The following is a 20,866-nucleotide window of genomic DNA, read 5'->3' as shown; positions in this document are numbered from 1 at the left end:
ATTCGTGATTATTGTGTGAATCTGAGGTTATTCAGGTAAACTGACGCAAAAATTTCCCCTTGGAGCCAACCGTGCAGCTGAACCTTATCTGCGAAGCCCCTCATCGGCAATCTGAACTCAACGCCATTGCTGAGCAATGGGGGCTGACTCATGATCCTAAATCTGAATTTGGTTTGGTGCTTACTCATGAACGCTTAGAGCTACGTAAGTTAGATGAAATAAAGCTTGGGGCGATCTACGTCGACTTAGTGGGTGGAGCCGTCGGTCACAGGCGCAAATTCGGTGGTGGTAAAGGGCAGGCAATCGCCAAAGCTGCGGGTTTAAATAAAGGAGCGACACCGACGATTCTGGATGGCACCGCAGGGTTAGGGCGAGATGCATTTGTATTGGCTTCTCTGGGGTGTAAAGTTCAAATGGTGGAGCGAAACCCAGTGGTAGCGGCACTGTTAGATGATGGTTTATCAAGAGCCAAAATCGACGCAGAAATTGGTGGCTGGGTGAGTGAAAGAATGTCTCTTCTTCATGCATCGAGTCTCGACGCGTTAAATGAATTGCGTAATAACGCAGAGTTTGAAGCCCCTGATGTGGTTTACCTCGACCCAATGTACCCTCACCCAGAGAACAAAAAGAAATCAGCGTTAGTGAAAAAAGAGATGCGCGTCTTTCAATCGTTAGTCGGCGCAGACCATGATGCTGATGGGTTATTAACGCCTGCTTTTGAACTGGCAACAAAACGCGTTGTGGTTAAACGCCCTGACTACGCTGACTGGTTAGATGGCGAAAAACCGTCCATGGCAATAGAGACCAAAAAAAATCGATTTGATGTATATGTAAAGGCATCAATGACATAACAATTCGACGCAAATTACCGCTTGCTTCGGCGCATTCCGATCTGTATATCTAAGTAAGAATGATTCTTATAGTTAATTGCTTCTGTAGTTAACCCTAGAGCCGGAGCAGTAAAATGGCAGAGCGTTTTTGCAAACTAAATCGTCGTGACATCAGTGCCAGTTTGGGTGAAATCCATGCTTTGGTGTCTTCCCCTAAGTATCTTTGCCGTTCTTGTGCGCGTTCATCTTCTGACAAAAAGAATCTGTGTAAACCTGCCGCTATCCCGCCAGCATCTTGCATGGAAAATGCCTCAGTGAAACAAGTCAAATGTGGTTTGGTTGCCGAATCTCTGGCTGCTGATCGCGTTTTGGATCAAGCCACCTCTTCTGCCGATGGTGTTGAAATCTCGATTGAACCAACTCAGCCTATACTGACCACAAGCAATGAATTGACGTTGTCGAAAAAAGCATTGAAAAAACAAAAGAAAGGTCAGAAAAAGCTGAAAGGCATATTGAAAAAACAGAAGAAAATACTTAAAAAGCAAAAGAAATTACTCAAGAAACACAAGAAATTAGAACGTCGCTTCAGTCGAATTAATCAGGGTGTTCTTGCGGCACAGGGGAGCTTACCTCAACACCAGCACATTCATTGATTCAACGCAGCGTGAAAAATACATAAAAATGGCGAGCTCAATGCTCGCCATTTTTGATTCTCTGTTCATTAGCTTTCGACTCTTTACTTACTCAACCTGAACTCGGGATAACAACTTGCTTTCTAATGGCTCTTTTCACTTATTACTGCGTTGAATCCTCTCCCAATAACCTGTTATTGGTTCGTGGCTTCGCCTTGTCTTAAGTGAAAATTTCTCATTAGAATGTCTCAATAGAAAATGTTTATTTTAATGGGTTAGCTAACCTCTTATCCCGATTTCAGGTTACTCACGTATTTTTCACTCTTAGTACGCCAGTTACCAAAAGCTTGGCAAGCTATTCGTCAAACAATGGGTTTAGTACAGATTTAAAATTCAGGGGTGGCAGAAAGGTCAGTGCCTCCAATTCAATCCGCATCTTGGCAGAAAGCCCCGCGTTTATTTCACCTACCAATACAACCCTAGAGCTAAAAAACACCCAGAGGATGGAGACCGTGTTCTAACGAAAAGCTCAATGGCGCTCTACAGTTTGATTTTATTGACGTATATGGAAAGCATATCTCATCCCGAAGGATGATTTTATAAAATTATGTTGTCTGATGTGATGGGCGCTCTCTTCTTGATTCGGAAACGTTGTTCAAAGAGTAATGAGCTGTCCTTTGATTCCGGCTAATGACAACATGAGGTCAATATGGATAAACAAAGCTATGGAATATCGCGCAGAAATGTCGTGAAGGGTTTAATGACAACAGGAGCGCTCATTGCATCGCCTTCCTTAAGGGCAGCGTCTTCTAGCCGAACGCCCTCGAATGCCTTTCCATTTTTGTCAGCAGATGACATCACCAACAACCAAAGTGCCCTGAGGCTTTCCCATGCCATCAAGCACAAAGAAGTATCCTGCGTAGAGGTCATGAACGCATATCTAAACCATATCGAAACGTACAATCCAGCTCTGAATGCTATTGTCGCATTACAGGATAGAGACCAGCTGATAGCACAAGCCAAAACCAAAGATTCAGAGTTAGCCAAAGGCATTTACCATGGTTGGATGCATGGCTTTCCGCATGCCGTGAAAGACTTAGCGGCGACCAAAGGCATTGTGACGTCAGTAGGTTCTCCCATACTGAAAAACTGGGTGCCCGATAGTGATGCCCTGTTTGTGGAGCGCATTAAAAAAGCTGGCGCCATTATTATTGGGAAAACCAACATCCCAGAATTTGCCTTGGGCTCCCAATCTTACAATCCCGTTTATGGCGTCACCGCTAGCGCTTATGCACCCGATAAAACGGCAGGTGGCAGTAGTGGAGGGGCTGCGGCGGCATTGGCGGCGAACTTTGTACCCGTAGCTGATGGTAGTGACATGATGGGATCGCTCAGAAACCCAGCTGCATTCAATAACGTCGTGGGATTTCGCCCTACTTCAGGTCGGATACCGGCGTTGCCAAACCAAGATGTATTTGTTCAGCAGTTAGGGTATGAAGGTCCAATGGGACGTAATGTGCGAGATACGGCAATGTTGCTTTCTACAATGGCTGGTTATGACTCTGGTGCGCCATTGTCGTTGTCGGATGACCCAGCTCAATTTGCGGGTTCATTGGATACGGAATTGAAAGGGAAGCGAGTCGCTTGGTTAGGCGATTTTAATGGCTATCTTGCGATGGAACCGGGTGTGATTGATGTGTGTGAGAAGGCGTTAAAAACATTCGATGCATTAGGGGTTACCGTTGAAGCCATCAAGGTAGATTTTCCAATGGAAACACTGTGGCAAACTTGGCTCACGCATCGGCATTGGCTGATGTCGGGTTTGATGGATGATCTTTACCAAGACCCAGCGAAACGTGCTCAGTTGAAACCCGAATTGATATGGGAAATTGAAGGTGGCCATAAGCTTTCTGCATTAGATGTGTTTAAGGCATCAAAGGCGCGTTCACAATGGTACCAGGTCGTAGACAAGCTTCTTACCGAATTTGATGCCTTAGTGCTGCCGTCGGCGCAGGTCTTCCCATTTGATAAGTCCATCCATTGGCCAAAACACATTGACGGAAAAGAGATGGACACTTATCACCGCTGGATGGAGGTGGTGATTGGCGGCACATTATCCGGATGCCCAGTTGTGAATGTACCAGCTGGTTTTAACGAGAAAGAGTTGCCAATGGGGGTTCAGATGATCGGCAAGAATCGACAAGATTTTGCTTTGTTGCAGCTAGCCCATGGTTATGAAAGCGCCTTTTCAGGTAAAGACGCATTCCTACCTAAGCTTGTGAGCTAGTTATTCGGGTGGTGTCAGCTGTCTTGCAGTGGCACCACCAACATATCGACCGGAGTGCAATTGATAAGCTGCCTAGTGGAAGAAAGCAACTTGCTCCAAAAATCTTGATGGTGCCCACATACCACCAAATCTATTTTAAGGTCATTAATGGCTTCGCATAGCTCGCCGCTCAAATCCCCTGTTCCAACTAAGGTGTGCTTAATCGGATAGTTAGCGTGGTCGGCCAATATTTGCAGCTGTTTTTGGGAGGCTTCCATATTGTGGTGTTGAGTATCGGCTAGGTTTATATCGATAAGCCCGGTATAGAGCTCGGCATAATTCACATCGATATGAATAAAGGAGACAGCGGCTTCAAGAGGGGAAGCAAGTTTGACGGCTTTCTCAATCAGAATTTTACTGTCGTCTGATAGGTCGACAGTGACCAATATATGTTGATAGCTCATAATCTATCCTCCTGCCCGTACTAGGACAATTCCCTTCAACAGTTCTGATTTAAGACTAGCATTTCATCTATCAATATTTTGCCAAAGAGATCCCATTGCTATCTTATACGTACCTACTCATATTAAATTAAGGTAGATTTTTGGTTCACGATAGGGTTTTTTGGGGCTAATTGTTCTTATTCTCAATGAGAAAATTGAAGCATCGACGCTCCCGTATATCGTGTTATAGTGACAACAATTACAAGTAGTTAACAGGAGCATTTCATGCTGTCTCAGACAATGGTCGAACAACTGAATGAGCAAATAAATCTCGAATTCTTTTCATCCAATCTATACTTACAAATGAGTGCTTGGTGTGAAGATAAAGGATTCGAAGGTGCGGCCGAGTTTTTGCGTGCTCACGCAGTAGAAGAAATGGAGCATATGCAACGTCTCTTTACTTACGTGAGTGAAACAGGGGCAATGCCTATCTTAGGTGCTATAGAAGCGCCAAAGCACGAATTTGGTAGCCTTGGTGATGTTTTCCGTGAAACGTTTGAACATGAGCAAATGATCACTCAAAAAATCAACAAACTGGCGCACGGTGCATTTACTAGCCAAGACTACTCAACCTTTAATTTTCTTCAGTGGTACGTTGCAGAGCAACATGAAGAAGAGAAATTGTTTAAAGGGATTTTAGATAAGCTGGAACTTGTAGGTGAAGACGGTAAAGCGCTGTTCTTTATCGACAAAGATCTAGCAGCCATGGCAAAAGAAGGTTCGTCTTCTATCATGGACGCTTCCGCTGCAGTCTAAGTAGCGAGTTAAAGTCAATTTGATTGTCTTTTCCTTTTGGCGTCTAAGAAGATGTAGGGAGGAAAAGATGATCAGTGTCGATACTATTCTATTCACGCTTATGCTCGTCAGCTGCGTTAATATGGCGAGATACCTTACCGCGCTACGCGCACTCATTTATATCATGCGCGAAGCCCATCCATTACTGTATCAGCAGGTAGATGGTGGTGGTTTTTTCACTACGCACGGTAACGTCACCAAACAAGTCCGACTTTTTCATTACTTGAAAAGCCGCGAGTATCTGCATCATCACGATCCTATTTTTACCGGGAAATGCAATAAAGTCAGAGAGTTGTTTGTACTCACGACAACATTACTTGGTGTGACTTTATTTGCTGCCATCATGCTGTAATTGAAGGCTCAACAAGACGAGGTAGAAACCCAGCGTAACTCTGGGTAAAATACCCATCAGATTTGCAAGGATGCGCGATAACTCGCGCATCCTTTTTATTTTTGATTGAGAGCAGTAAATCCAAAAGCTCAAGTCGTTGTGGAAGAAGTAATGAGTTCAGAATTTGATGTCGTAGTCGTTGGTGCCGGAGCGGCAGGCTTAATGTGTGCAGCCGAAGCGGGTAAGCGTGGTCGCCGAGTATTGGTGGTGGATCATGCCAAAAAACCGGGGCGAAAAATTCTGATCTCGGGTGGTGGTCGGTGTAACTTCACTAACTACGATGTGACGGCAAACAACTTCTTGTGTCAGAACCCCCATTTCGTGAAATCCGCCTTGTCGCAATACACCAATTGGGACTTCATCTCGCTGGTTTCGAAATATGGTGTCGACTTTGAAGAACGCGATCATGGGCAGCTGTTTTGTCTCGATTCAGCGAAAGACATTGTGAACGTTTTGCTAAAAGAGTGCGACCAACCGAGTATTACCCAACGCTATCGCGCTGATATCCACAACATTCACAAAACAGACAGCGGTTTCTCACTTCATATAGACACCGACGAAATCACCTGTGAGTCTTTGGTGATAGCAACGGGCGGCTTATCCATGCCTAAATTGGGTGCCACACCATTTGGTTATCAAGTCGCCGAGCAATTTGGGATAGAAGTGATTTCGACTACCGCTGGTTTGGTGCCTTTCACACTGCATAAAGAAGATAAGGAAGCATTTGAGCCGCTATCTGGCATTGCTATTCCTTCTGAAATCACCGCCGAAGACGGCACCGTTTTCAAAGAAGCACTGCTGTTTACCCATCGTGGTTTATCTGGTCCTGCGGTATTACAGATATCTTCATTTTGGCAAGCTGGTCAGAAGGTGACGATTAACTTAGTCCCTGAAGCAGATGTATTGGATCTGCTGACCGCTTCTCGCGAAAAACACCCAAATCAAAGCTTAAAGAATACGCTTTCCAAAGTACTTCCTAAGCGTTTGGTTGAGACGCTAATAGAGCGCAAAGAGCTGGTGGATAAACCCCTCAAGCAATTCAACGACAAAGAACTGCAAGCAATTGAAGCTTACTTAGGAAACTGGCAAATCCTACCTAATGGTACCGAAGGGTATCGCACCGCAGAGGTGACTTTGGGTGGCGTGAATACCGATCATCTATCTTCTAAAACCATGGAGTGCAAGGATATCCAAGGGCTGTACTTCGTTGGAGAAGTGATGGATGTGACTGGTTGGCTCGGTGGCTACAATTTCCAATGGGCATGGTCGAGCGGTTTTGTTGCTGGGCAGTGGGTGTAGGACAAGTTACTAGCTATAAACCTTGATTCAAGGTTCAGGCGAGACAATTCTATCTAAAAAGCCAGTCAGCTATTGCTGACTGGCTTTTTATTTTACTACCGTTATGGCTTTTTCCTTACCAAACGCATCATACTGTAATTTTGTGAATGGGCTCTCAGTGGTGAACTGTGACCATTAAATGGAACCGTATAAAAGAATAAGTATTCACCCGGTAGATTCGAGTCCGTACTTACTTGAAGTGAATGATAAGCCTGCCCTCTATATATTTTTTCAGACGCGATTGCTCTTTCATTCTCTGGCCAATCCCATTCAAAATCCGTATCTTTTAACGCAACGATCTCTTCCGTTGTGAGACCGATCTTATAGCTAAACATGGGATATGTTGCTGGAACACATCGATCATTATAAATAGTGAGCAGATCTTTCATATTTGGCAAATGCCATAAATGGTTAGATTCCCCTAATCGCTGATTTTCTGCTTCAACGATTTCTAGGGTTTTTTCTCTCACATTCGGATAGAACTTACGCTCTGGGAACAGATCCATAGCCACGGTAGGTACACCCTCGCAACTCATTTGATCGCTACTCAGTGTTTGCCCTATAAAGCAGTAACTCCACTGCAGACCCGTCGCTGCATCATTCACCACTTTGTAATCTCCTGCATCGGTGGTGATCACTTCATGAGTAAAGCGGTTGCTTGGGTTCATTTCCGTATCGGCTAAACATACGCGTAAGTCTTCGTTAGCCCATGCAGACGTGACCATCAGAGATAAACATGCTGTTAAATATTTCACTCGTTTGTTCCTTTTACTCTGCATAGTAACCATCACTGATTAGTACCAGCGGGTTATGATCCGAATTATTAAAGTACTTAGCTTCTAGCCAGAACGCCGTCAGTGCTCGATGTTTTAGACCATCCATACTTGGTGTATCTAACCAAAATCCATGGAATGTGCTGTCGTTCATTCTTGGGAAGTACAAATTAGGGAAATAACGAGTATCTAGGTTGGACGCACGGCTTCTACCAAAGTCGAACAAGGCGTAACCCTCTTCCAGCGTAGGAATACGCCAGTTGTTTAATCCACAACGTTTTTTGCTGTTTATCCAAGTAATCTGGTTCTCAACCGTACATTGCTTTGGATCCGTAGAAACGACGTTCAAGTTAGGTAACGCACAGGTGCCATCAAACACTTCGCCAGCGTTGGTTGCATCTTTAACAAACATATTGTCACCATCAAAAATGGTGTAAGGTTCATCATCTTGACGTCCATGTTTGGTTTCCCAAACCAGTCCAGTATGGGCATCAAGGACACAAGAAAATGGACTTTGTTTATACGTCAGGTCTTGTCGAATCAATGGTACGCCATCATTGTTCAACTTGACGTAGCGAGCACCCAACATGCCATCTTTATTGCTATTTCTGGCTTTACCACTTAGTGGATCACATGCGGTGTCGCTGTCTCTACCACGGTGGCTATCATCAGACTCAATACCCGCAGTTACACGTGAGTCAGCAATATGGATATGTTGAGGGGAATAGGTTAATAGAGCACTTGGCGTTCCAATATTACTCTGAACACGGATATGATAAGCCTGCTCATATGTCAGCCCTGTGATGGTTGCCCTTAACTTATTTGTCGGTTTTTGATGTTCTGCATCGACAACATTTTCAAATTGATTGCTGCCCCAACCTAATGTGTATCGAGTGGCGCCAGCTTGTTTATCCCATCCAATGGTCACCCAGTGGCCATCTTCATTTTTGCCTTTACCATCAATACGAACACCTAGCACTTGATCGTGATTAAGAACCACCTGACAGGTAGGATCCAACACGCTAACCGGGTAAACCGTTACCCAACTTCCTGGCCTTGAAAACTCGAAGTAGTATTTGTCTTCCTCTGAGTTGGCTAATAGCTGAGTCATATTTTGAGTAATGTGAGACACATTGACATCAAGGTTATCAATGAGCACTTCACCAATGGCATACTTAGCCGCAAATCTGTCTTGCAAGGTCTCCATATCTGGCAGCAGGTTATTACTGGATACCACGCCGTAGTCTCCTAACATGTCGATACCAAGAATATCCAGAACATCCATATAAATGTCCGCGCTTTCAACCAGATCGATCGCTCGACCAAACAACTTGCCTTCCACTTGCAGTGCAAATATTGCGGCCAAAAATTCAACTTGCTGACGGGGTAAAGCACTATATCGAGCGGCGATCTCATCAAGGGTAAGCGGGTAGAGGTAACCCGCGTATCCATGCTTTGATAACGAGGTTTTGTACATTAACGCCGCTTGCGCACTCGAGATATAGCCGACGCTTAATCGCTCTAGTTCGCTGATTTCTAAAGTGCCATTGCCATTGGTATCACGTTTCACTAATTCACAGAATGATCCCAATACCGACCTTAGCTGGACGCCAGTTTTGTTATCGCGGATATGAATAGTCAACGTGTCGTGCATTTCATCTTCCGTGTACTCGTAGTTGTGTTCAAACTTTCTGTTCGGAACTGGCGGTTTGCCTGGCTGACACCTTTCTAAATTATTATCGACATTGCGTAATGGAATGGTAAAAACGAAGCCATTTTTGCCTGCATAATCAATGCTTTTTCTGCGTTGACCATCAAGTTCAATCAGAGCAATCGGTTCATGGCGTCCAACAGGTTGACGACCTTTGATGTCGTCGCTTTTTGGCTTGTTTAGACGAGTACCCAATACCACTTCTACTGACGCTTCTTCTAACTCGACTGGGAAACGGCCACTGATACGAAGATGCTGTTCAGGCGCCAACCCCATTATCTGTTTTTTAAGCGGATGGTGGTAATTGGCATACTCTAATTTACCCCAAGATCTTAAATGACGCCTTTCTATCTGCTCATCAGCGGTAATGTTCATCTGAGGATAAGTAGGCACCGTTTTGCCAACTTGCGCTTTATAATGTTTCCAGATCGGCTCTTTAGGGCCAGCAGCGAGAGCAACCAGTATTTTTTTACCCAATGCTTGTAATCCCGTACCACTGCCTGGCCAAGTGGTATTGAGCAGAGTAAAGTACTTGCTAGGATTATTGTCTGGGTCGGCAGCAACATCCTGCTTATATTGTTCATAAATACGTTCAATATCAGCCGGACTCAATGTCCAAGTAATGGCAGCGCCTTTACCGGTTTCGATGTCGAGAACATCATAAAGCCCAAGCAAATCATACTGATTACCACGCCATGAATCGCTAAGAACTAGGTCAAATGGTGCATCAAACACCGTAGGTTCGCCGTCCCCCGGGTTCGCTATGGCGACATGTTCTTTGAGTTTCCTGTCCTGACTCCAACCAATAATCAGATCACGTTCTCCTTGGTCCGCCATCTGCTCATAAACCGCAGCCAGTTCAATCACTAGCTGTTGGGTATAAACCAGCTCTCCACGAGCCTTGGCAAGTTGCTGAGTCGTCAATCTAAACAGCCAATTTAACATTGCCCTGTCATGGTTAGATGGGTTAATGACTTTTAGCTGAGCGGTATTTATCTCAACCACCTGCTCGTCTACTGGTGTATCGGGATTACCTTTAATCAGTAACCATTGTTCGGGCGTGAGGCTTAGGGTGTAACTGCCATAATAAGAAGGACGCCAGCTACTGCTGCCCGTGGTCTTCATATGGTCATTGATAGCCGTTCTTTGATCTTGTGTTAAATGTACCCAAGTGTTGCTACTTTGCTCTGACAGGTAACGCCTAACTGCTTCATTTTTTTGCATAACGGGCAGATTGGCATACTGGGTTAAACTGGTAGAAAGCAGATGCTTAGCGACGGTATTAAATGCTTGAGTAATGGGATCTAACGACAGAGTCACTAACTCGGTTTCATCAATCACACCATCACCAGAACTATCCATTTGAATGATGCTCGCTAAGGTGTCTAACTTCGTCTTAAAGTACTTACTTTGCGCTGTGGTGGTGGCTGCGCCTGCATTACTGGCTCTAGTACTCACCGTTGATTGGCTTGCGATCCAGCCTTCCACAGAAATAGGTTGATTGTCAGGCCATTGTGAGACTTCAAAGGTGTATTCATAACTGCCTTCCGATACAGCACTCTGCCATGTGTCACAAGTGTTTCCTGCACACACTTTGAACTCAAAAATATCGGTAGCCGTCGCCAGAGGCACAGGTCCTGAGATAGTAATATCCCGAAGCTGAGTAGGTGGTTGAGGAGGAGTGACCACTCCCCCTGGGTTACCGGGCGTTGTTCCTGGGTTTCCGGGGGTCGGGGTTCCCGGATTTCCCGGTGTAGTGGTTCCACTACCCCCTCCTCCGGGGGTCGACGCTACTCCATCTGTTGGCCTTTCGCTACAACCTAAGGTAGCCAAACCAAGCAAACTGGTAACAACTATACGTTTAAAGAGCATGATTATTCCTTAAAAACACTATTCCAGCCAAATTAAAACGGTGTATCGTTCTGCAAGTGTGTCTCATAAATGATTATATATGACTGTCATTCTGTATAATTACAGGTCATTATTCTGTATATTAATGATTATTTAGTGTTTATTATAATATTGTTATTGATTTTCTCAATGATATTAATAATAATTCTCATAATCATTTGACTACCGAATACAATTAAAGGGATATTTCAATGAATGGTTTCACCAACCTTCTAAAACGCTACTTTAAAGATGAAAGTGGGGCTACAGCTATTGAATACGGGATTCTTGCGGCAGGTTTAGCAGCGGGGATCTTGGCGATTTTTGGTTCTGACGGTCTATTCATCACTGCACTAAAAGATAAATTTCAGGCCATTATTGACGGTATGAACATGGGTGCAAGTGGAGAGTAATTTCCTTTTATTACTTAAAGCCACCACTTTTGCTCTGTTATGCATAGTTTCACTGACTGACATAAAAAATCGAACAGTCCCAAACTGGGCGTTATTGATGCTGGCGATTGTGGTGTTCACTGCCGTCCCGCTTAGTGTTTATCACGCCATCATTAGTTTGATCATTTTGTTCCTAGGCATTGTTGCTTTCCACTATCGCTGGCTAGGGGCCGGTGACAGTAAGTTGCTGGCAATATGCGCCTATGGCTCCATCGAAAATTGGCAGTGGTTGTTACTGCAAACCGCTTTGGTAGGTGGAGGATTAAGTATAGCCATCCTCGTATACAACTATTTAGTTGGTTTGGGTTTGATAAAATACTCCCCTATAAAAACGGTGCCTTATGCCGTTGCTATTGCTGGCAGTGCCATAACAACCATTCACTACATTTAAAAAAGCAAACACCATGAAAAAGTTACTTTTTGTGCTCATTAGCATAGGTTTACTACTCGTTACGCTAATGTTTGTCTGGTCAAATACGGCGGCATCGCCAGTATCAAAAACAGAAGAACAGGTCAAAGTAGAAGAACCTAAAGCGATTGCTCCAAGGATTTTGGTTGCCAAATACCCTATTCAGGTTGGTTCTTTACTTCGCTCTCAGGATTTTATCTGGGCACCGTTCGATGATTCTGAACATCAATTGATTGATCTGTTTTTAAAAGATTTTGTCGAACTTAAATCATTAGAAGGCAGCTTGATCACTCAATCTCTTGTCACTGGTCAGCCTTTAACCTCTTCTGTCATTATCCGTCCGGAACAAAGTCATTATCTTTCTTCTATGCTTGCTCCTGGGATGAAAGGTGTCACCTTAGATATCACCTTTGCTGGCAGCAACTACGGATTAATTCGAGCTGGTAACTATGTCGATATTCTCTTAACCACTACCAAAAAACATCAAGATGATGAAGGGTTTGGGGAAGTCACTAAACACGCTAACAACTTAGTTTTAGAAAATGTTCGCTTGCTAGCAGTAGACAATGTTTTGACGGACATTCTTAGTGCTTCAGAGAAACAAGATCCATCAAGCTCACTCAATCAAAACGGGGAGCGCACCATCCCGGTCACTTTTGAAGTAACGGCCGATCAGGCGCAACGCTTGCTGCTGGCTCGTAAGCTTGGTGCTTTGTCTCTTTTACTTCGTAGTGCCTATCAAGACGCTAGCCTAGCTCAATCAGACAAAGTCACGCTATGGGATGAGGAAATTTCTGATAACCATAATCCGCGCATGCGACCACAGCACTCTATCCGAATTTTTGACGGTCAGGATGTCCGTAAACAAGAAAAACCGACAGCGAGATAACCCATGAACACTTTCAAAACACTCTGTATATGTGTGCTGACACTGCTTTGCTCTGCTCAGGCCTATGCAAAGGTTAACACGCTAGAAATCTCCGTTAACGAAAATCGTTTAATTGCTGTTTCCGGTGAGGTGCAAGACGTCTTTGTGTCTGATCCTGACTTACTTGTTGTACATGCCCCCTCCAGTCAACACGTTATGATTGCGGGTAAAAAGCTAGGGGATACAGACTTACTTGTCCTTGGTGCTAACGCTTCTACATTGGCCCATTATAAAATCGTGATCAGCGCTGATCTCTCTGATCTTGAGCAAAATGTCCGACATGCTTTCCCAGATGCTAGCGTTTCCTTCGCCTACAGTGGCGGGGCCATTATCGCGATGGGAGAAGTGTCGACACCACTGCAAGCTCATGAAATTCTCAGCATGGCTTCTGGTTATGCGAAATCTCTTCAAGAAGAAGATACACAAACCATGGGGGCGCCTTCTTCACAGGACGGGAACAGTGCTAGGGCAAACGGAGCAGCGAAGCCTGGCGGTGGTATGGGTACTTACCCATTAGTGGTTAATCAACTAAAAACCGCAGGAAGCACTCAGGTTAATATCTCCGTACGTATCGTCGAGATGGAACGGACCACCAGCGAACAACTGGGCCTTAGATGGAGCTCTGTTGGTAACATGCGTTGGGGCACTTGGGACAGTTTGCAAACTGCTCTTGGGGTATCGCCGGGTAATAAGTTTCCTACTAACAACTTGCCTAGTGGACCCGATCAGCATGGTTTAAATGTGATCATTGATGCCTTAGTCGAAAACAGTCTAGTGAATGTCCTTGCTGAGCCTAATCTAACGGCCAAGTCCGGAGAAGCTGCCACCTTTATGTCTGGAGGAGAATTTCCCTTCCCTGTCGACAATGGCGACGACGGTGTCAGCATTGAGTTTAAAAAGTTTGGTATCGCTTTGGAGTTGACGCCAACCGTACTGAGCAACAACCAGATCAGCTTAACGGTTGCGCCTGAAGTATCGACGTTAAGCCGTGAAAACAGCGTCTCCATTGCCGGTGTTGAAGTGCCGGGAATCGAAACCCGTCGAGCCACCACTACCATAGAACTGGCAGATGGACAAAGCTTTGCGCTAGCCGGTTTAGTTCGCACCTATCAAGATCATAAAGTGGAAGCTTTGCCTTTCCTTGGCGAAATCCCTGTACTGGCCCCTTTTTTTAGTAACAACAGCTTCAAAAACTCAGAAAGTGAGTTGGTTATTATTGCCACTGCCCGCTTAGTCGAACCCACAAGTGATCCCTCTCTTCTTACCACACCTCTGGATCGTTACAGACCAGCGAGTCGTTTTGAGCGCGTATTCCTGCATAAAACAGGGGAAACACACGATCAAAACAACAGATTGTTCGGCAACTACGGATACAACTATTAGGAATAATGATGAAACAATTAAAACTTTGTTCAGTGGCTTTGTTGTTGCCCGCATTGGTCGCTTGTGTAGCACCAAATCAAGTACTTCCGCATCGTAGTTACACCGACACGGCTGAATTTAACGCTAACTTGGAAACACTGCCTGTTGTATTAGATCAGTTAACCGCGCCCCTTATTCATCGAGAAGAGGTGGGAGTGATAAATATTACTCTGCAAGGCGGCTTGCTTAGTCAATCAGCAAAACAAGAGATTGAAAGCCATCTTTCAAACAAACTCTTAATGCAAGTCGAGCTGGATCATACCCCTGGCGTGGAGGAAACCATGCAGGGAGATATCGAAGTGATTTTTGCGCCGGATACGTGTCGATACAATAAATCCGCTGTTCCTGTGACTCGTCAAGCCTGTCAGCACTTTCGCAATCAGTACTTCAGTACCAGCAATAAAGTGGCATGGCATCAGGGGAATACCTACCAAGAGCATAACACTGCACTATCTGCCGGTGCTGTTCAAAGGCTTTACAACAACAAAATCAAATCTGCGGAAAAGCAGTCAGTAACCGGAGAGGATTAACCCGTGTCAGACAGTACGTTTAACGTCGTTGCTTTTGTATTAGACGACCACAGTCAACAAATCATCACTCAACTGGCTGCCGACATTGATAACCAGAATATTCAGGTACAAAAAGGCGACATTAACAAGGCGAGAGAGTGGTGTACAAAACATGGCGCCCCCGACCTTTTGTTGGTTGATGGAGGTGACTGTGTAAACTTAGATAGCGCCCTTAGTGAGCTATCACATCATTGCCCGCCTCAGATGAAGTTGATCGTTCTGGGGAAGAAGCAAGAAGTGACCCTTTATCGCCACTTAATGTTTGCCGGAGTGAACGACTACCACACAACTCCCCTTGATGCCGATGCATTAAGATTGAGTTTGCTTCATCTTCAAGGTTATCAGGTGAAAAAATCCCTACGTACGGGCAAAATTATCTGTGTTCTTGGTAGCTCTGGCGGCTGTGGTGTCAGTACTATTGCCAGCAACTTAGGCTACTATCTTGCAGAAAAGCAAAGTCAGCACGTTGCGCTTGTCGACCTTGATGTCTTCCATAGTCAGCACCCTATTTTACTTGGCACTGACTATGAACCCAATTTAGAAAATATTCTAAAAGATGCGGATCGTATTGACGAAACTCTGCTCGCTCACAGTAGCCATCAGTTTTCAAAAACACTGCACCTGTTTTATGGTCAAGATAGCCAGTTACCCTCCGACAACCATGGCTCGATAACTGAGACCATTCAGGCTCTGGCAGAGCACTATGGTACGGTGATTATTGATGTACCCAACCTCCATAACCCAGCCATGTTAGACGTCATTGAAAAAGCCGATAACTGTATTTACGTCACCGATTACAGCCTCAATAGTTACCGCTTCTTAGCCAAACTTAGAGCGCGCGTTCAATCGACACATCAAAGACAGATTTTGGTGGGTAATTTGTGCAGAAAAAGTAAAGGGCGAGTGCCTAAGACTGAACTGAGTAAGTCTCTAGGCTTAGATTTGTCCCTTGAGCTCCCTTTTGATGCCAAAGCGTTCGAAAAGTCAGAACTGGTAGGCAAACCTATTATGTCTCAAAGTACTCGATTCAGTAAAAAGCTTGCTCAGCTAGGCCAAATGGTCAGCTCTGCATCATCGGCAGCAAAAAGGTAATTGCTCATGTTTAGACAAAGCAGCCTTGCACCCAAGCAGAGAACTCATCAACTGTTAACCATGTCGGATGAGGCGAAAAGTGCCTTTTATGAACTGGTTGATCCATCGGTCGCCGCTAACCTAAGCAGAGATGAGTTGCTACCGAGAGTCCGAGAAGCTTTAGCTAATATTGCTTCAAAAAAAATGCTGCCATACAACAATCAGGAGTTGGCTGTTCTTGCGCTTCAACTGGTTGATGAAATGGTGGGCATTGGCCCGATTCAACCTTTGTTAGAAGATCCAAGTGTTTCAGATATTTTAGTGAATGGCCCTGATACTGTGTATGTGGAGCGTCAGGGTATTCTCCAAAAAACCGACATTCGTTTTAGGGACAGTAAGCATGTTTTGAACGTCGCTCAGCGTATTGTGAATGCAATAGGACGAAGAGTGGATGAGTCAAACCCTATGGTTGATGCAAGACTTAAAGATGGCAGCCGAGTAAACGTCATCGCTCCGCCACTTGCATTGCACGGTACCTGCATCTCTATCCGTAAATTTCCAGCTAGCAAAATGATGCTGGATAGCCTAGTGAGCAAACAGAGTTTATCTTCCCAAATGGCTGACTTTTTGGCCATCGCAACACACTGCCGCTGCAATATCCTTATTTCAGGAGGAACGGGCTCAGGTAAAACAACCCTGTTGAATGCGTTAAGTCGACATATCAGTGAAGACGAACGCATCATTACCATAGAAGACGCAGCAGAGCTTTCTTTAGCACAGCCGCACTGGGTTCCTTTGGAAACTCGCAACGCGAGTACGGAAGGGAACGGAGAGGTGAATGTTCGTGATTTGGTCAAAAACGCACTTCGTATGCGTCCAGATAGAATTGTTTTAGGTGAAGTTCGTGGGGCGGAAGCCTTTGATATGTTGCAGGCGATGAATACGGGACATGACGGCTCGCTTTGTACCCTTCACGCTAACAACCCCCAAGATGCCATTGTTCGTTTGACAAACATGTTGCAAATGGGTGGTGAGCGACTGTCTGATCAAATCATACGCAGTCAAATTGTCAGCGCTATCGATGTCGTTGTGCAACTGGAAAGAATGAGAGACGGGCATCGTCGTATTACCGCCATCAGTGAAGTCGTGGGGAGTCAGGGCGAACACATTGAGCTCAAGCCGATTTTCCGTTTCGATCTCAAACGCGCGGATAAACATCAGATCCACGGTGACTACAACGTATTCAATGTCTCTGAAGCCCTGCTAGAAAAAGCCTCTCACTTTGCTCTGGAAGAAGAGATGCAAACCAGCGTGGAGAAATCATAGTGGCTTTGCTGTTTGGAATCACCTTGGTGTGGCTAATTGCTGGTGCCTTTGCTTGGCATCATATAGAAAAGAAGGACGGTTGGAAAAAACAGCTCAGCCGATACACCCTAGTGGCGCTATCCCAAGAGCAGGAGAGCGTCGCTCCTTTCTGGGAGCGTTGGCAATGGTTCCAAAACTTGGTGACCTTTCTGGGGTATGAGAAGCTTCGTCAATGGGCGGCGGGTGGCATAATAGCACTGGTGGCTTTTTCGACTCTGCTGATCATCAACGGCATGGACTGGTACGTTTCAATCCCATTGAGTTCCGTCAGTATTGGCTTGGCCGTCTACTTTTTCTATCTTCAGCAACAACAAAAAGCCATGGACCATTTTCGTAATGAGCTGCCAGACATCATCGATGGTCTATTAAGAGCGTTACGTGTTGGCGCTCCAATGGCGGATACCTTTCTTGAAATATCTCACCAGCACGATGGCATCACTCGACGTTTGTTTGAACGAATGCACGATGAGCTCAGTGTCGGCCAGACTTTACCTGACGTAATGAAACATGCTGCGAAAAGAATGCCCATTGCTGAGTTTCGATTCTTAACCATAGTACTGAGTCTGCAACAAGAAACCGGTGGTCGCCTGACTGGCGTACTGGAAAGGCTCAGTCATACATTAAGAGCCCGAGCCGAACTTAATGCCAGCATTCTCAGCATTACATCGGAGTCCCGTAACTCAGCTAAAGTACTGGCGGCTCTACCTGTTCTGGTCAGTTTAGTGCTGTTTACCACAGGGAAAGAACACTTTGACTTTTTAATGGCTTCAACGGGAGGACAACTCGTTATGACATATGTTGTCACTAGCATTCTGTTTGGTCTGTTTCTCATTCGACGCATGACACAGTTAAAAGGATAAGTATCATGGAACTGACCGCTATCCCAAACTTTTGGATTGCCTCATTGGCATTGGTGATGATTTTCATCCTAGTGTTAGCGACTTTTTTCTTGTCTCAGCAAACCCTTGCACGTTGGCAGGAACAGTGTGCACGATACACAAAAATCAACGACGATGAAGACGTCGGTGTTGCCCAACACACTCCGTCATTCTGGAGCTCGTTAGGGGTGCTGTATCCTGTATCAGACAAAGAGAAAAAACGCCTTGTTCAAATGTTAGAACAAGCGGGGATACAATCACCAACCGCACTGAACTCAACACGTGGTGCCAAGCTGTTTCTTGGCTTGATGGCGGCCGTTATCGCCCTTTTTTGGCGTTGGTCTCAAGAAGAGCTTCTTGAAGCCATGACCGTCATGTTTATTTTAATTAGCTATGTACTTGGTTCAAACCTTCCGGAGTACTGGCTTAAACGTTTGGCCCGCCAAGCGATACAAAAACAACAACAAGTTGTTCCAGATGCCATCGATCTGATGGTCATTAGCGTAGAAGCCGGGTTATCTCTTGAACGTGCTTTGGAAAAAGTCGGTACATACCTACTTGATGTGGAACCCATGTTGGCCAACCAGTTTTTGCGTACCCACGCTGAGATTCAAGTGCGGGGAGAATCTTCTGAGTGTCTGAAAAAAATGGCATGGAGAACCGGATTAAAAGAACTTGAGCGTTTGGCAAGCACCATTTCTATGGCCGAGCGATATGGTTCTCCTCTTGCGGAAACCATGAGAACCATCAGTGATGATGCACGCCAAATGAGAAAAATGGCCCTTCAGGAACAAGCCGGTAAGCTGCCAAGTCGCATTACCTTGATTCAGATGGCACTTATTATGTTGCCTCTGCTTGTTCTTATCATTACTCCAACAATGAACCTATTACTAGAGAGCTTACGATGAGTTCATTTTTTACCTTTAAAGGCCTAACCTCCATTTTCCTTTGTCTTATGCTGCTAGGCTGCGCAACGCCGCAAAAAGTGAAAAAACAGACGGAAAATAACGAAAAAGTTCTGGCTGAAGCTTCCTTTAACTACGGTCAGTTTGCAAAGGCTGAAGAGCAGTACTTAAGGCTGCTTAGCGCTTCCCCAGACAAACTTGAATATCAGCTTATGCTTGCCCGTAGCCAGTATAACCAAGACAAAAAAGAAGCGGCTATCGCCAAACTAAAGCACGTCACCTTAGCTGAAGATCCTATGGCTGCCCAAGCAAGTATGTACTTAGGTCGCTATCTTCTGGCTGCTGCAAGAGTGCCAGAAGCCATCGCCGTTTATGAGTTGGGGGTCAGTAAAGCGAATAATAGTCGTATTAAGGCTCAACTTCATAACGGGCTAGGCATTGCTTTACTGGAGTTTGATTTAGAACGAGCTCGTTCAGAGCTCACTCAAGCCGTCGCTCTTGCGCCCGACAATCCTCATTATCGCTCCAATTTAGCGCTTAGCTATCTGCAGGACAATCAGTTGGCTAAGGCACGACAGACTTTTGAGCCTTTGTTGGCGTATCAGCAGTTGCCTATTCAGGTCGAGCTTAACTTTGCTCTATTGCTACTGGCAGAAGGCGATGAAGATCAAGCCAGGGCTCTGTTAACTCGTCATTTACCCGCCAGTGAAGTGGAAAGAGATCTGTCCATACTCAAAGGTCGTTTGATTGGCTCGGGAACCCTACTATGACAAGCTCGTCAAAACGGCAAAAAGGGGTGATCAGCCTTGAAACCGCTTTTTTGATGCCTGTTTTTCTCGCAATCACTTTGATGTTTTTTGATGTATCGCGGCTCCATCTTCAATACGGATTACTCGAACATGCCATGCGCCAATCTCTTCGCGAACTGCTTACAGAAAATTGGTACAACAACCCTTTAACCAGCGGGAAAGTAAAACGCATGGTTGAAGAGCACGGCTTTGGATTTCTCGACGCGGTCACCGTTGAACTGATCAAGTTTGATTCGATGGATGCACTGTTGCAAGTGGAAGATGAAGAAGAAGAGGTCGATCCTATTTATCGTCCTTCTGATCCCGTTTACCGAGTGACGGCCACCTTGACTACTGAGTTGAAATTCAGCCCACTGGGCTTTTTTGAGCCAGAAAAACTCAAACAAACCAGCACCGTCATTATTTCTCAGGACTTATTGTTTAACTAACTATGTGCATAAAAAAGCTACGTCAGTCAGCTCTCCCTTCCCGAGCCAAAGGAAGCATAAGTCTAGAGATGGCTATGATTGCTCCTATATTACTGACCATCATACTGGCTTCGTCGGAGCTACTCACCATCATGCGTGTTGAACAGAGACTCATCAACTTAAACTACAACATACTGACACTGGTCGGAAATCAGAGAACACTAACAAGAGAGAACAATATCGCTCAGCTTCCTTATTTCCGTGATTTTGCAGAAACCCAATTAGAGTTTATAGCCAAAGGACAAGCTGGCTTATCCATTGCAACTTATAACGCCGCAACCGATGAAACCACCGTTATTTTACTTGATGGTCGCTGCCCATTGACCAGGCGTTGGCCGGATTTTGCATTAGGGAGTTTGGTCGAAGTCACCCTATGTTTTGACCCTGAAGAGACCAATCCTATTTGGAACCTGTGGCCGAAAGGTCGTTTTTCCTCACACATGATCCGAGAGGTCAACTAAG

Annotated in this window: 21 protein-coding genes; 18 read left to right on the top strand and 3 right to left on the bottom strand. The window is 45.1% G+C overall.

Annotation, left to right across the window (positions count from 1 at the left end; all coding sequences use genetic code 11):
- Positions 1-71 precede the first annotated feature (71 nt).
- The 3 genes from Q8W40_RS22220 (at position 72) to Q8W40_RS22210 (ending at position 3,749) form a co-directional block, all read left to right on the top strand.
- Positions 72-851: a class I SAM-dependent methyltransferase gene (locus Q8W40_RS22220; RefSeq protein WP_305400326.1), complete on the top strand. Its 780-nt coding sequence runs from the start codon at positions 72-74 to the stop codon at positions 849-851.
- Positions 852-964: 113 nt separating this feature from the next.
- Positions 965-1,483, top strand: a complete 519-nt coding sequence (locus Q8W40_RS22215; protein WP_305400325.1) for a hypothetical protein — start codon at positions 965-967, stop codon at positions 1,481-1,483.
- Positions 1,484-2,171: 688 nt separating this feature from the next.
- Positions 2,172-3,749, top strand: a complete 1,578-nt coding sequence (locus Q8W40_RS22210) for an amidase (RefSeq protein ID WP_305400324.1) — start codon at positions 2,172-2,174, stop codon at positions 3,747-3,749.
- A gap of 14 nt (positions 3,750-3,763) precedes the next feature.
- On the opposite strand, the gene Q8W40_RS22205 is transcribed toward Q8W40_RS22210, so the two are convergent.
- On the bottom strand, positions 3,764-4,192 hold the full coding sequence (locus tag Q8W40_RS22205; protein ID WP_126606721.1) for a universal stress protein: 429 nt from the start codon (positions 4,190-4,192) through the stop codon (positions 3,764-3,766).
- A 264-nt stretch (positions 4,193-4,456) separates the two neighbouring features.
- Here Q8W40_RS22205 and ftnA point away from each other — a divergent pair, with 264 nt between their 5' ends.
- From ftnA to Q8W40_RS22190, 3 genes are all read left to right on the top strand, one after another.
- On the top strand, positions 4,457-4,987 hold the full coding sequence (gene ftnA, locus Q8W40_RS22200) for a non-heme ferritin (RefSeq protein WP_101114582.1): 531 nt from the start codon (positions 4,457-4,459) through the stop codon (positions 4,985-4,987).
- 67 nt (positions 4,988-5,054) lie between these two features.
- Positions 5,055-5,378: a universal stress protein UspB gene (gene uspB / locus Q8W40_RS22195; RefSeq protein ID WP_101114581.1), complete on the top strand. Its 324-nt coding sequence runs from the start codon at positions 5,055-5,057 to the stop codon at positions 5,376-5,378.
- A 150-nt stretch (positions 5,379-5,528) separates the two neighbouring features.
- Positions 5,529-6,716: an NAD(P)/FAD-dependent oxidoreductase gene (locus Q8W40_RS22190; RefSeq protein ID WP_305400323.1), complete on the top strand. Its 1,188-nt coding sequence runs from the start codon at positions 5,529-5,531 to the stop codon at positions 6,714-6,716.
- 101 nt (positions 6,717-6,817) lie between these two features.
- Here Q8W40_RS22190 and Q8W40_RS22185 read toward each other — a convergent pair whose 3' ends face one another.
- Both Q8W40_RS22185 and Q8W40_RS22180 read right to left on the bottom strand, forming a co-directional pair.
- The gene (locus tag Q8W40_RS22185; RefSeq protein ID WP_305400322.1) at positions 6,818-7,510 is read right to left on the bottom strand and encodes a hypothetical protein; all 693 of its coding nucleotides are present in this window, start codon (positions 7,508-7,510) and stop codon (positions 6,818-6,820) included.
- Between the two features lie 13 nt (positions 7,511-7,523).
- Complete coding sequence (locus Q8W40_RS22180) at positions 7,524-11,111, bottom strand: DUF1566 domain-containing protein (protein WP_305400320.1); 3,588 nt, start codon at positions 11,109-11,111, stop codon at positions 7,524-7,526.
- A gap of 230 nt (positions 11,112-11,341) precedes the next feature.
- Here Q8W40_RS22180 and Q8W40_RS22175 point away from each other — a divergent pair, with 230 nt between their 5' ends.
- The 12 genes from Q8W40_RS22175 (at position 11,342) to Q8W40_RS22120 (ending at position 20,865) form a co-directional block, all read left to right on the top strand.
- Complete coding sequence (locus Q8W40_RS22175) at positions 11,342-11,542, top strand: Flp family type IVb pilin (RefSeq protein WP_022551875.1); 201 nt, start codon at positions 11,342-11,344, stop codon at positions 11,540-11,542.
- A complete protein-coding gene (locus tag Q8W40_RS22170; RefSeq protein ID WP_370693420.1) occupies positions 11,526-11,972 on the top strand; it encodes an A24 family peptidase in 447 nt (148 codons plus the stop codon). The genes Q8W40_RS22175 and Q8W40_RS22170 overlap by 17 nt, the downstream gene beginning before the upstream one ends.
- A gap of 13 nt (positions 11,973-11,985) precedes the next feature.
- Entirely contained in the window at positions 11,986-12,879 is an 894-nt protein-coding gene (gene cpaB, locus Q8W40_RS22165; protein WP_305400313.1) for a Flp pilus assembly protein CpaB, read from the top strand.
- A 3-nt stretch (positions 12,880-12,882) separates the two neighbouring features.
- Positions 12,883-14,301, top strand: a complete 1,419-nt coding sequence (locus Q8W40_RS22160) for a type II and III secretion system protein family protein (protein ID WP_305400312.1) — start codon at positions 12,883-12,885, stop codon at positions 14,299-14,301.
- 8 nt (positions 14,302-14,309) lie between these two features.
- Positions 14,310-14,870: a hypothetical protein gene (locus Q8W40_RS22155; protein WP_305400310.1), complete on the top strand. Its 561-nt coding sequence runs from the start codon at positions 14,310-14,312 to the stop codon at positions 14,868-14,870.
- A gap of 3 nt (positions 14,871-14,873) precedes the next feature.
- Positions 14,874-16,001, top strand: a complete 1,128-nt coding sequence (locus Q8W40_RS22150; RefSeq protein WP_305400308.1) for an AAA family ATPase — start codon at positions 14,874-14,876, stop codon at positions 15,999-16,001.
- Between the two features lie 6 nt (positions 16,002-16,007).
- Entirely contained in the window at positions 16,008-17,306 is a 1,299-nt protein-coding gene (locus Q8W40_RS22145; protein WP_305400306.1) for a CpaF family protein, read from the top strand.
- Complete coding sequence (locus Q8W40_RS22140; protein ID WP_305400304.1) at positions 17,306-18,205, top strand: type II secretion system F family protein; 900 nt, start codon at positions 17,306-17,308, stop codon at positions 18,203-18,205. Before Q8W40_RS22145 ends, Q8W40_RS22140 begins: the two co-directional genes overlap by 1 nt.
- A 5-nt stretch (positions 18,206-18,210) precedes the next feature.
- A complete protein-coding gene (locus Q8W40_RS22135; RefSeq protein WP_305400303.1) occupies positions 18,211-19,131 on the top strand; it encodes a type II secretion system F family protein in 921 nt (306 codons plus the stop codon).
- Complete coding sequence (locus Q8W40_RS22130) at positions 19,128-19,898, top strand: tetratricopeptide repeat protein (RefSeq protein WP_305400302.1); 771 nt, start codon at positions 19,128-19,130, stop codon at positions 19,896-19,898. The genes Q8W40_RS22135 and Q8W40_RS22130 overlap by 4 nt, the downstream gene beginning before the upstream one ends.
- Positions 19,895-20,365, top strand: a complete 471-nt coding sequence (locus tag Q8W40_RS22125) for a TadE/TadG family type IV pilus assembly protein (RefSeq protein ID WP_305400300.1) — start codon at positions 19,895-19,897, stop codon at positions 20,363-20,365. Before Q8W40_RS22130 ends, Q8W40_RS22125 begins: the two co-directional genes overlap by 4 nt.
- Before the next feature lie 74 nt (positions 20,366-20,439).
- Positions 20,440-20,865 carry a hypothetical protein gene (locus Q8W40_RS22120; protein ID WP_305400299.1) on the top strand — a complete coding sequence of 142 codons (426 nt, stop codon included), beginning with the start codon at positions 20,440-20,442 and terminating at the stop codon, positions 20,863-20,865.
- The last annotated feature ends 1 nt before the right edge of the window (position 20,866 follow it).

Origin of the sequence: Vibrio penaeicida (assembly GCF_030689305.1) — a bacterium.
GTDB classification, from domain to species: Bacteria; Pseudomonadota; Gammaproteobacteria; order Enterobacterales; family Vibrionaceae; genus Vibrio; species Vibrio penaeicida_B.
The sequence above is the reverse complement of the archived record's forward strand: the minus strand, read 5'-3'. Positions and strand labels throughout refer to the sequence as shown.